Source organism: Amycolatopsis sp. NPDC028719 (genome assembly GCF_055565395.1).
Window position 1 is genome coordinate 1 of sequence record NZ_JBVHUL010000014.1, and the last position, 11,848, is coordinate 11,848.

Below are 11,848 nucleotides of genomic sequence, written 5' to 3' on the forward strand. Positions count from 1 at the left end.
TACCACCCTACTTGTTCTGTGTTTTTCTGGGTTCGTCTCTCTCCTCTTTTTTGTGGTCTGGTGGTGTGCTGCGGGGGTTTTCTGGGTCACCCCCCCCCCCCCCCCCCCCCCACGACCGGCTGCGGAAAACTGCGGTCAGGAGTCGAAGCCGACGTCGAGGTACTGGTCGACGTTCTCCTTGGTGACGACCGCGGAGTACGTGGTGATCTCGGCCGGGATGTCGTGCTCGGCGAGGTCGCCGATCCCCTTGCCCTGCCCGAGCAGGCGAGCCAGCGCGATCGCCGTCGAGGCCATCGACGGGCTGTAGAGCACGGTCGCCTTGATCGGCGAACTGTCGGCCTTGATCAGGTTCATCATGTTCTTCGAGCCGGCTCCGCCGACCATGATGAACTCCTTGCGGCCCGCGGTGTCGATCGCGGCGTTGACGCCGATGCCCTGGTCGTCGTCGTGGTTCCACAGGGCGTCCAGCTTGGGCGCACCCTGGAGCAGGTTCGCCGTCTGCTGCTCACCCGACTCCGACGTGAACTGCGCCGAGACCCGCGGGCCGACCTTGAACCCGGCCCGCCCGAGCGCGTCGGAGAAGCCCTTGCTGCGTTCCTGGGTCAGGGGCAGCGAATCGATCCCGGCGACCTCGCCGATGACCGGGTTCGCGACGTTCTTCGCCTTCAGCTGCTGGGCGATGTAGTTGCCGGCGTTGACGCCCATCCGGTAGTTGTCGCCGCCGATCCACGTTCGGTAGGCGAGCGGCGTCTCGAACACGCGGTCCAGGTTGATCACCGGGATGCCCGCGTCCATCGCCTGCTGCCCGACCGAGGTGAGCGCCTTGCCGTCGAAGGGCAGGATCACCAGCACGTTCACCTTGGCGTTGATCAGCGTCTCCACCTGGGAGATCTGCTGGTTGACGTCGTTGGTGCCCTCGGTCGCGGTGAACTTCACCTCGCTGAACTTCTGCGCCTGCGCCTTGGCGTTCTTGGTGATCGCCGCGATCCAGCCGTGGTCGGCGGCCGGCGCGGAGAAGCCGATGGTGACCGCCTTTCCCGGCTGGGCGTTGTTGCCCGCGTTGGCGACCGGCGCGTTGGACTCCGAGTTCGCGGGCGTGTTCGACGTGCAGCCGGCCAGCAGCGCGCCGGCTCCGACCGCGGCGCCGCCGAGCAGGAAACCCCGGCGGCCGAGGAAGGGTTGTTCGGTCATGACGACCTCCAGAGGTGGTGATTCAAGGACCGGTCCGGGCTTTCCTGGCCCGGAACTGCAAGAGCACGGCGAGGACGATGATCACGCCCTTGGCGATGTTCTGGATGTCGGTGTCCAGGTTGTTGAGCGTGAAGAGGTTGGACAGCACCGTGAAGATCAGCACGCCGATCAGGGTGCCGATCAGCGAGCCGCGGCCGCCGGTGAGCAGTGTGCCGCCGATGACGACGGCCGCGATCGCGTCGAGCTCGTAGAACATGCCGTTGGTCGACGCGCCCGCGGTCGTCCGCGCGACGACCATCAGCGCGGCGATCCCGCAGCACAGCCCGGCGACGCCGTAGACGAGCGCGAGGTGCCGCTTGACGTTGATCCCGGCCAGCCGCGACGCCTCGATGTTGCCGCCGACCGCGTAGGTCCGGCGGCCGAAGGTGGTGCGGTTGAGCACGACCCAGCCGATCGCGAACACGAGCGCGAACAGCCAGATCAGCACCGGGATGCCGAGCAGGTCGCCGCGGAAGAAGGCGAGGAAGTCCTGGTCGGCGACGACCTGGGTGCGGCGGCCGCTGAGCCGCTCGGCGAGCCCGCGCGCCGAGACGTACATCGCGAGCGTCGCGATGAACGGCACGACCCGGCCGTAGGAGACGAGGACGCCGTTGACCAGCCCGCAGCCCAGGCCGACCGCGAGTCCGCAGAGGACCATCACCCACGGCCCGTAGGACTGGGTGGCCAAGGTCGTCAGCCAGACGCTCGACAGCGCGACGATCGAGCCGACGGACAGGTCGATGCCGCCGCTGATGATCACGAACGTCATCCCGACGCTGACCACGCCGATCGCCGCGGCCAGCCGCAGGATCGTCGAGATGTTGCTTTCGGTGAAGAACAGCTCCGGCCGGGTGAACTGGCCGACCAGGCAGAGCACGACGAGCACCCCGGCCAGGCCGAGCAGCCGCGGGTCGGCCCGGAAGGCGAACCGCTTCCGTTCGACGGGAGGCGCTTCCTGTGGCGGTGCTTGGGTTTCGGTCATGCCGCGCTCCCCTCGAGAATCACGTCGAGCACCTCGGCCTCGGTCAGCCCGGCCGACGACCGGTCGGCGAGGACACGGCCCTCGCGCAGCACCAGCACCCGGTCGGACAGCCCGAGCACCTCGGGGATTTCACTGGACACCAGCACGATCGCCACGCCCGTCGCGGCCAGCTCGTCGATCAGCCGGTAGAGCTCGGCGCGCGCGCCGACGTCGACGCCACGCGTCGGCTCGTCGAGCAGCAGCACCCGGCACCCGCGGACCAGCCACCGGGCGAGCACCGCCTTCTGCTGGTTGCCGCCCGAAAGCGTGCGGACGATCCGCCGCGGGTCGGCGGGCCGCAGGTCGAGGCGCCGCAGGCTGGCGCCGGCGTCGTCCAGCTCCCGGCCGCGGTCGGTGAACCCGAGCTTGGCGTACCGGGGCAGGCTCGCCAGCGTCACGTTGTGGACCACGGGCAGGTCCAGCAGGAGGCCCTGGCTCTTGCGCTCTTCCGGGGCCAGCCCGATCCCCGCCTTGACGGCGGCCTGGACGTTGCCGGGGCTCAGCGGTTTCCCCTGGACGGTCACGGTTCCGCTGTCGGCCTTGCGCGCGCCGAAGATCGTCTCCAGCAGTTCGCTGCGGCCGGACCCGACCAGCCCGGCGATGCCGACGACCTCGCCGGCGTGAACGGTGAAGCCGACGTTCTCGAACTCACCGGCCCGGGTCAGCCCTTCGACTTCCAGGGCCCGCTTGGTCTTGTCGGCGTGGCCGTCGTGGCGGGGGCCGAAGACGGTCTCGACCCTGCGCCCGGCCATCAGCGCGACCAGGTCGGCGGTCGGCGTCGTGGCAGCGTCGAGGCCGGTGCCGACGGTCCGGCCGTCCTTGAGCACGGTCACCCGGTCCCCGATCCGGCGCAGCTCCTCGAGCCGGTGCGAGATGTAGACGACCGCGACGCCGTCCGCGGTCAGCTCGCCGACGATGCGGAACAGGTTGTCGACCTCTTCGCCGGCCAGCGCGGCGGTGGGTTCGTCCATCACGAGCAGCCGGGCGTCGTGGGCCAGCGCGCGGGCCATCGACACGAGCTGCTGGCCGGCGGCGGACAGCCGGCCCACCTCGTGCCACGGCCGGATGCCGGGGTGGCCGAGCCGGGCCATCAGCCGGGCGGCTTCGTCGCGGGCCTCGGAGATCCGCGTGAACCCGAACCGCGCCCGCTCGTGACCGAGGAAGATGTTGTCCGCCACCGAAAGCCCGGGCACGAGGTCCAGCTCCTGGTACATCGTGGCGATGCCCAGGCGCAGGGCGTCGACCGGCGTGGCGAGCGACACGGGCTGGCCCTGCCACGTGATCTCCCCCGTGTCGGGCTGGTGCGCCCCGGCGAGGACCTTGATCAGCGTCGACTTCCCCGCGCCGTTCTGCCCGAGCAGGCAGTGCACCTCGCCGGGTTCGACGTCGAGGTCGACCCCGTCGAGCGCGCGGACCCCCGGGAAGGTCTTCACGATCCCGCGGACGGAAAGCAGGCTCATGCGCACACCTCGCCGGCGCTCGGTGCCGCCTGAGCCGGAAGCGCGGGGTTGGCTGATTCGCTCGCAAGCTCCCTCATACCGAGGCCTCCTCGATGAGCGTCGGATTCGCGAACAGCCGCTCGGCGGCCAGGTGCGCGGCACCCCGCAGCGGGGCCCGCAGACCGAGCCGCGACGGCACCACCGTGGCGTGGCCGAGTGGCCGGACGGCGAGTTCGACGCGGATCGGCTCCACCAGCCAGTCGCCGAGTTCGGCGAAGTAGCCGCCGAGGACGACGACGTCCGGGTCGAGCACGTCGACCACGGTGGACAGGGCGACGCCTAGGGCGACACCGAGGCCGTGAACCGCCGTGGCCGCGCGCTGGTCGCCGTGCCGGACGCGGTGCTTCAGCTGGGCGACCCGGCCTTCGACGCCGAGGGCGGGGTCGTGCAGCGGATCGCCCGGCGGTGCCGCCGCGCGCAGGACGGCGGCCAGGTTCGCCTTCGTTTCGAGGCAGCCGGTCCGGCCGCAGGAACACCGCTCGCCGGACGGGTCGACGGCGATGTGCCCGACCTCGCCGGCGAACCCGCGTGCGCCGCGGAGGATGGCGCCGCCGGAGACGAGGCCGCCCCCGACCGCCGTGCCGCCACTGAGGTAGAACAGCTCGCCGGCGCCGGCGGCCGACTCGGCGAGCGCGCCGAGGTTGGCTTCGTTGTCCACGGCGATGGCGTCGGCCGGGAGGTTCAGGCGGGCCGCCATCAGGCCGGCGATTTCGGCGTCACGCCAGCGCAGGGCCGGAGCCAGCCGCAGCACGGCCGCGGCCGAGTCGACCAGGCCGGGCACCGAGATCGCGACCCCGACCGGCGGCCCGGGCAGCACCCGGTGGGCGAGGTGGGCGAGTTCGTCCATGCCTCTCTGGAGCCCGAGCGCGGCGACGTCGACCGTCTCCGCCCGTTCGGCCAGCACCCGGCCGGAGAGGTCGGTGACCAGCGCCGACAGCCGATCGGCCTCGATGCCGAGAGCCAGCGCGTACGCGTCTTCGCCGTGCAGTTCGACCAGCCGGCTCGGCCGCCCGTGGCCGGGGAGGACACCGGCGGGCCGGATCAGGCCGCGCCCGGCGAGCTCGGTGAGCAGGCCGGGAACCGCCGACTTCGCGATCCCGCAGCGGGCCGCGAGCTGCGTGCGCGAGAGCGGCCCGGTGCGGAGGGCGCGCAGGACCGCGGCCAGGTTCGCCGTACGCGGGCTCGCCGGATCGGCGTCCCTCGTCCCGGTGACGGCCACGGTGCCCCCCACTTGTGCTGCGCACTGAACTGACTTTGTCTCTCAGGCAGCGAAAGTAGGGTGGCGCGCATCACTCGTCAAGGTGATGTGGTCGCCTGATACCCGGTATTCACCCGGATAGACGTGCGAAACCGGACAGACTTTCGTTATTCCGATACGAAAGTCTGTCTCGTTTCGACGTTACGAGAGGAAGTTACTCGGTGACGGAACGTGAGAGCGGGGTCAGCTGCTGAGCGTGAACGCGCGGTCGGTGGCCGACCACGCGGCCCCGATGACGCCGGCCGTCTCGCCGAGCTCCGACAGCACGATCGGGAGGTTCCCCGTGGCCAGGGGCAGCGAGCGCCGGTAGACCGCGCCGCGGACCTCGGCGAGGAGCTGGTGCCCGAGCTGGGCCACGCCGCCGCCGATCACCACCATCCCCGGGTTGAGGAAGCTGACCAGGGACGCGACGACCTGGCCGACCCGGCGCCCGCCGTCGCGGATGAGGTTGACCGCGCCGAAGTCGCCCGCCGCGGCGGCGCGGCCGACGTCGCGCGCGGTGATCACGCCGCGTTCGGTGGCCACCTCGGCGAGGTGGGCCGAACGGCCGCTGCGCGCCAGGGCCAGCCCGTCGCGGGCCAGCGCGGCCCCGCCGAAGTAGGCCTCCAGGCAGCCGACCTCGCCGCAGGCGCAGGTCGGGCCGAAGTCGTCGAGCCGGATGTGCCCGATGTCGCCCGCCGTGCCGGCGACCCCGCGGTACACCTTGCCGCCGAGCACGATCCCGCAGCCGATCCCGGTGCCGATCTTGACGAACATCAGGTCGTCGGTCGACCGGGCGACCCCGGCGTGACGCTCGCCCAGCGCCATCGCGTTGACGTCGTTGTCCACCGCGACCGGGCAGCCCCAGAGCCCGCCCAGGTGGTCGCGCACGTTGAATCGGTCCCAGCCGGGCATGATCGGCGGCGCGACCGCCATCCCCTCGGCGAAGCTGACCGGCCCCGGCAGGCCGATGCCCGCCGCGATCAGCCGGCCGGGCGCCTCGTCCCGCACCTTGCCCGCTAGCTCGGCGACCCGCCGCAGCACCGGGTGCGGCCCCTGCCGGACGTCGCAGTCCTCGACGGCGTGCGCGAGCACCTCGCACGAAGCGTCGGTGACCGCCACGCCGACCGACGTCGCGCCGACGTCCACCGAGAGCACCCGCAGGTCACCCGCGAGCCGGACCAGCGTCGAGCGCCGTCCGCCGCGGCTGGCCGACGGCCCCGCGGTCTCGACCAGCCCGACCTCGCCGAGCCGGGCCACCTCGGCCCCGACCCGGGCCCTCGGCAGCTCCAGCCGCTCCCCCAGCTCGACCCGCGACATCGGGCCCTCGTCCCGCAACAGGGTGAGCAGCCGGGTCTGGTGCCGGGTTTCGACCATCGAGTGCTCCGTGCCGGATGCCGCGCTCATTCGCCTCAGCCTACTGCGTCGGTCGCCGCGCCCGGCCGAGCGCCGCTCGGTCCCGAATGGACGAAAGGGCGCCCCGGCGCCCGGCCGGGCGGGCCGGGAAGCCTCGGGGGCCATCGTCTTGCCGGTGCCCGGCGGGCCGGGAAGCGCCCGGTCCCGGCGGCGCTGTCGAGGGGCTGCCCGGCCGGATCGGCACCCGCTGAAGTGCCGGGCGCACCCCGCGCCGGCCGGGGAACCGAACCCGAGCGCCGTGCGGCCCCCGCCGGATGACGGACTTCTCCCGGCCGGCCCGTCCGCGTCGGCGGCCGGCTGTCCGCCGATCAGCCTCGGCCCGGCGGCGGCCGTCTCCTTTCCGTCGGGCACCCCGGCGGCGCGCGCAGGAATCATCCCGACCGCCGGATTTGCCCGGCCAATCCTTTGCTGAGCGTTGTGGCCGGATTGCTGCCCGGCTGGTGTGCCGGGCGCGAGGTCAGGCGATATCCCCTGCCACGAAACGGATCCACCCCGGTAGGCCGTCCGGGTGCACCCTCCCGGAATCGCAGTGGACTGGACCATCCACCCGCCGTGAACTGTTGACACGGTCGAGAATCCGGCCATACCCTCCTCTCATCCCCATTCGCCTTCCCGCACTTCCTTCTCTCTTGGAAATACAACGTTGTAAAAATCCACGCAGGCCGCTGACCTGCGGTTCGAGAGTGAGGTTCCCGTGCCCCGCGGTCGAAGTCCCCTCGCCGTCCTCACCACCACACTGCTCGTCCTGGGCACGATGCTCGGACTGAGCACCGCCGCGCAGGCCGCCGGTCCGCTGCCGTGCGACATCTACGGTTCCGCCGGTACCCAGTGCGTCGCCGCGCACAGCACCACACGCGCCCTCTACGCGGCCTACGCCGGCAACCTCTACCGCGTGCAACGGGCTTCCGACCACGCCGAAACGAACATCGGCCTGCTCACCACCGGCGGGTACGCCAACGCCGCCGCCCAGGACTCGTTCTGCGCCGGCACGACGTGCACCATCACGGTGATCTACGACCAGTCCCCGCGCCACAACGACCTGACCGTCGAAGGCCCCGGTACCGCCGGCGGGCAGGACGTCGCCGCGATCGCGTCCGCGCTGCCGGTCACCGCGGGCGGGCACAAGGTCTACGGCGTCTACGTCTCGCCCGGCACCGGATACCGGCACTACGTCGGCGCCGGTGTCGCGGTCAACGGCCAGCCCGAAGGCATGTACATGGTCGCCAGCGGCACGCACGTGAACGGCGGCTGCTGCTTCGACTACGGCAACGTCGAGGCCCGGATCGCCGACACCGGCAACGGCCACATGGACGCCGTCAACCTCGGCACCACGTGCTACTTCCCGCCGTGCACCGGGATCGGCCCGTGGGTGGCGGGCGACCTCGAAAACGGGCTGTTCCAAGGGAACCGCTCCAACACCGCCAACCGCGGCAACGCGACGCCGTTCGTCACCGCGCTGCTGAAGAACAACGGCCAGACCACCTTCGCGCTCAAGGGCGGCAACTCCCAGAGCGGCGGCCTCACCACCTGGTACAACGGCGCGCTGCCTTCGGGCGGGTACACGCCGATGCACCAGGAGGGCTCGATCGTGCTCGGCACCGGCGGCGACAACAGCAACGCCTCCATCGGCTCGTTCTTCGAGGGCGTGATGACCGCGGGCTACCCGACCGACGCCGCGGACGACGCCGTCCAGTCCAATGTGGTCTCCGTCGGCTACGCCGGGTCGACCGGGACGCCGCCCTACGCGGCCACGGTTTCCGGTCCCGGCGGCAAGTGCCTCGACGTCGCCGGTGACGACACCGGCGGCAACGGCACCGCCGTGCAGCTGTGGGACTGCCAGGCGAACGCGGCCGACCAGCACTGGGCGCACAACGCCGACTCGTCACTGTCCACAGTGGGCCGCTGCCTCGACGTCACCGGCAACGGCACGGCGGGCGGAGCGCTGCTGGAACTGTGGGACTGCAACGGCGTCGGCGGCCAGAAGTGGGTGCAGCAGGCCGACGGCTCGTTGCGCAACCCGCAGTCCGGCCGCTGCGTCGACTCCCCGAACGGCGCCACGGCCAACGGCACCCGGCTGCAGCTGTGGGACTGCAACGGCGCCGCGGCGCAGAAGTTCTCCGTCACCGGCGGCGGCCCGATCACCGGCCCCGGCGGCAAGTGCGTCGACGTGGCCGGCGACGACCGCGGCGCGAACGGGACCGCCGTGCAGCTGTGGGACTGCCAGTCCTTCGCGGTGGACCAGCACTGGTTCCGCCTGTCCGGCGGCGCGCTGCGCACGTTGGGACGCTGCCTGGACATCGTCGGCAACGGCACGGCGAACGGCACCCAGATCGAACTCTGGGACTGCGACGGCGTCGGCGGCCAGACGTGGACGCAGCAGGCCGACGGCTCCCTGCGCAACCCGCAGTCCGGCCGTTGCCTGGACTCCCCCGACGGCGCCACGGGCAACGGGACGCGGTTGCGGATCTGGGACTGCAACGGCTCCGCGGCCCAGAGGTTCCCGCTGATCTGAGCCCGGTCCCGGAGGGAGTTCGTCAGCCGAGGCTGACGAGCTCCCCCGAGACCGGGACCAGCAGATCACCGTTCGCGCCGATCGCGAGCGGGCCGGTGATCGGCCGGCCCGCCGTCCACGTGGCCCGCGGGCCGTCCTCGTCGAGGAACAGCACGTAGCAGTCTTCGGTCAGGTCGAAACCGGGCCAGCCGTGGTACTTCGTCCAGTACTCCCACGTCGGGCCGACCGCGACGGCGACGAGCCCGTCCGCGTCGGCGACGATGCTCTGCACCTCGGCGCGCACGCGGTGGTGCTGGACCACCGCTCCGGTATCGACGTCCACTATGGACACCGTCGGGCGCCACTCGCCGACGTCGTCGCGCTCGGGCCAGCCGGGCAGCACGAGCCGGCCGCCGGGCAACGGCACCGCCGGGATGCCGGGCGGCAGGTGCGCGGGCAGCGTCCGGACTTCGCCGCCCGGGTCGAGCACGACGTATCCGGTGTGCTCCTCGCCGTGGACCGGGACCAGGACGCTGCCCTCCGGCAGACCGACCAGGGTCCCGGCCACGTCGCCCGCGAGGGCGACCCGCCACAGCGCGGCGCCGTCCCGGTCGAACGCCCGGACCGCGGTGCGCTCGGCGACGAACACGGTGTCGTGCCAGACGAGCGGCCACGCCGGGGCGGGCACCTCGGCCTCCCACCGCGGCTCGCCGGTCAGCGTGGCCGCGCGGAGCACGTTCCCCGCCGTCAGGAACACCAGCGACCCGTCCGCCAGCGGCATCGGCGCGGACCTCGGTGCCGCCGGGACCAGGCCGGTGACGGCACCGGTCCGCCGGTCCCGCAGTTCGTACCCGTCGGCGCGCGCCGTGACGAGCAGACCGCCGTCGAGCAGCAGGGCGCCCCCGGGGGCGGACGAGTCCGCGGTCCACCGGATCTCGGGGCCGTCCAGCGCGACCACCCCGGTTCCCGTCGTCACGAAGCACATTCCGTCCGCCGCGACCGAGATCCCGGTGACGCGCCCGCCGGGCAGCGGGACGCGCCACCGCTCCTCCCCGGTGCCCGACAACGGAAACGGCGACGTCGTCATCAGAGGCCGAACGCTTCGACGGCGAGGTCGATGTGCTGCTGCTGCACCGCGTCGATGGACGGGACCACGCCGTGCACGGTCCCGGCCCGCAGGTCGTTCATCACCCGCATCAGCCAGCCGAGCGACGCCCGGGCCCGGAAGAACGCGTCCGCCTGCGGGGTCGTGCCGGTGGCGCCGGCGGCCGCGTACGCGCGGCGGAACACGGACTGCAGGGTCGCCACCTCGGCGCGGGTCAGCTTCAGGGTGACGCTGTAGTGCGCCAGTTGCTGCGCGAAGACGCCGACGTCGCGGGACGGCGCGCCGATCGGGTTACCGCGGGCGTCGATGGACAGGTGCAGCGTCGTGACGTCGATGATCGTGGTGACGCCGCTCGCCGGGTCGAAGAAGTAGTTCCCGGGGTGCGCGTCGCCGTGCACGAGCGCCGCCCCGCCCGGGTGCGAGCGGAAGCCCGCGATCAGCGTGTCGATCCGCGACTGGAGCGCGAGCACGTCGATCCCGGCGTGGGCCAGCTGGGCGCGGAGGCCGGTCAGCTTGGTCCGGCGGTCCGCCATGTCGTCGAGGTGCCGCCGCAGGTACGCCGGCGTGGGAATGGCGCGGAAGCAGCCGGCCTCGGCGAGCGCGATGGCCGCGCGGCCGTCGCCGGTGGCGAGCTTCGCGATGAGGAGGTCTTCCGCCTCGAGCCGTTCTTCGCCGTCGAGGTCGAAGATCGCGTCGACGCCGGGGATCTCGTCAAGGGAGTCCTTCGAGAGCTCGACGGGAGTGGTGATCCCGGCCAGGAACCGCTCGAACGCGGCCGAACGCGTCATCAGGCCCACGCTAGTCACCGGACCGCCCGCCACCAAGCGAAGAGCGACCCGGTGGCGGACGCGTCGTCGGGGGTCGCGCCCACCACCGGGACCGCCGCGGGCTCCACGCCGGCGGGACGCTTCGAAGAGAGCCGGTCCCGGGCGAAGCCGATCGCGGTGCCGAACCGGCTCAGCGGGCGAGGAGTCCGAGGACCAGCGCGAGCGGCGGCCACGCCTCCCGCCCGCGGCGGGTGCACGCGAAGGCGCGCTGCCGCACGTCCGGCCCCGCCAGCGGAAGCAGCGCGACCCCGGACCTCGGGGCACGTCCGGTCGGAAGCAGGCCGACGGCGGGCGCCGGGCCGGTCACGATGAGGTCTTCCACCAGCTCCAGGCTGTCCGCGCGGTGCGTGACGCGCGGGGTGAACCGCGCTGTCGACGCCAGCCGGCGGATCACGTCCTCGTCGGCGCTGTTGCGGGAGTTGACGATCCAGCCGTGGTCGCGGAACGCCTCGAAGACCGCCACGGTGTTCCCGCCCCGCGCCCGGGCCGCGTCGGCCGCCGGGACGGCCAGTGACCACGGCGCCGTCCACAGTGGACTCACCGTGATCGCGGGGTCCGTGACGGCCGGGGCGAGGTCGTAGTCGTAGGTGAGGGCCAGGTCGATGTCGTCGGCCAGCAGCGCGGCGAAGGCCTCCTGCGGTTCGTACTCGCTGATCCGCAGCTCGACCCGCGGGTGGTGCTCGGCGAGCGCGGCGGCCGCCGGCAGCAGGGAACGCCGCACGGCCGTGGCGAACCCGGCGACGCGCACGGTGCCGGCCGGCTCGGCGTGGGGGTCGAGGTCGGCACGAGCCGCTTCCACGGCGGCGAGGATCGTCACGGCGTGCTCGGCCAGGCGCCGCCCCGCGGGGGTGAGCCGCACACGCCGGCCGTCCGGCTCGAGCAGGGACGCGCCGGTTTCCTTCGCCAGCACCGCGATCTGCTGCGAGACCGTCGACGTCGTGGTACCGAGCACGTCCGCCACCGCACGCATCGAGCCGTGGCGGGACAGCTCGAGGAGGAACCGGAGGCGGCGAGTGTCCATG

Annotated in this window: 9 protein-coding genes; 1 reads left to right on the forward strand and 8 read right to left on the reverse strand. The window is 72.6% G+C overall.

From position 1 onward, the window contains the following. Positions 1-135 precede the first annotated feature (135 nt). The 5 genes from ACZ4TR_RS43220 to ACZ4TR_RS43240 all read right to left on the reverse strand — a co-directional run bounded on the left by ACZ4TR_RS43220 (position 136) and on the right by ACZ4TR_RS43240 (position 6,394). Positions 136-1,191, reverse strand: coding sequence for a substrate-binding domain-containing protein (locus ACZ4TR_RS43220; protein WP_465294144.1), 1,056 nt, complete (start codon positions 1,189-1,191; stop codon positions 136-138). A gap of 22 nt (positions 1,192-1,213) precedes the next feature. Continuing rightward, a complete protein-coding gene (locus tag ACZ4TR_RS43225) occupies positions 1,214-2,212 on the reverse strand; it encodes an ABC transporter permease (protein ID WP_465294146.1) in 999 nt (332 codons plus the stop codon). Beyond that, positions 2,209-3,711, reverse strand: a complete 1,503-nt coding sequence (locus ACZ4TR_RS43230; protein WP_465294148.1) for a sugar ABC transporter ATP-binding protein — start codon at positions 3,709-3,711, stop codon at positions 2,209-2,211. Before ACZ4TR_RS43230 ends, ACZ4TR_RS43225 begins: the two co-directional genes overlap by 4 nt. A 73-nt stretch (positions 3,712-3,784) precedes the next feature. Beyond that, positions 3,785-4,981: an ROK family protein gene (locus tag ACZ4TR_RS43235; RefSeq protein ID WP_465294150.1), complete on the reverse strand. Its 1,197-nt coding sequence runs from the start codon at positions 4,979-4,981 to the stop codon at positions 3,785-3,787. Between the two features lie 210 nt (positions 4,982-5,191). Beyond that, positions 5,192-6,394, reverse strand: a complete 1,203-nt coding sequence (locus ACZ4TR_RS43240) for an ROK family transcriptional regulator (protein WP_364528267.1) — start codon at positions 6,392-6,394, stop codon at positions 5,192-5,194. A gap of 703 nt (positions 6,395-7,097) precedes the next feature. Here ACZ4TR_RS43240 and ACZ4TR_RS43245 point away from each other — a divergent pair. Next, on the forward strand, positions 7,098-8,915 hold the full coding sequence (locus ACZ4TR_RS43245; RefSeq protein ID WP_465294152.1) for an arabinofuranosidase catalytic domain-containing protein: 1,818 nt from the start codon (positions 7,098-7,100) through the stop codon (positions 8,913-8,915). A gap of 22 nt (positions 8,916-8,937) precedes the next feature. On the opposite strand, the gene ACZ4TR_RS43250 is transcribed toward ACZ4TR_RS43245, so the two are convergent. The 3 genes from ACZ4TR_RS43250 to ACZ4TR_RS43260 form a co-directional block, all read right to left on the reverse strand. Further along, positions 8,938-9,981, reverse strand: a complete 1,044-nt coding sequence (locus ACZ4TR_RS43250; RefSeq protein ID WP_465294154.1) for an outer membrane protein assembly factor BamB family protein — start codon at positions 9,979-9,981, stop codon at positions 8,938-8,940. Further along, positions 9,981-10,787: a hypothetical protein gene (locus ACZ4TR_RS43255; protein WP_465294155.1), complete on the reverse strand. Its 807-nt coding sequence runs from the start codon at positions 10,785-10,787 to the stop codon at positions 9,981-9,983. The genes ACZ4TR_RS43250 and ACZ4TR_RS43255 overlap by 1 nt, the downstream gene beginning before the upstream one ends. Before the next feature lie 169 nt (positions 10,788-10,956). Further along, entirely contained in the window at positions 10,957-11,847 is an 891-nt protein-coding gene (locus ACZ4TR_RS43260) for a LysR family transcriptional regulator (protein ID WP_465294157.1), read from the reverse strand. Between the last annotated feature and the right edge of the window lies 1 nt (position 11,848).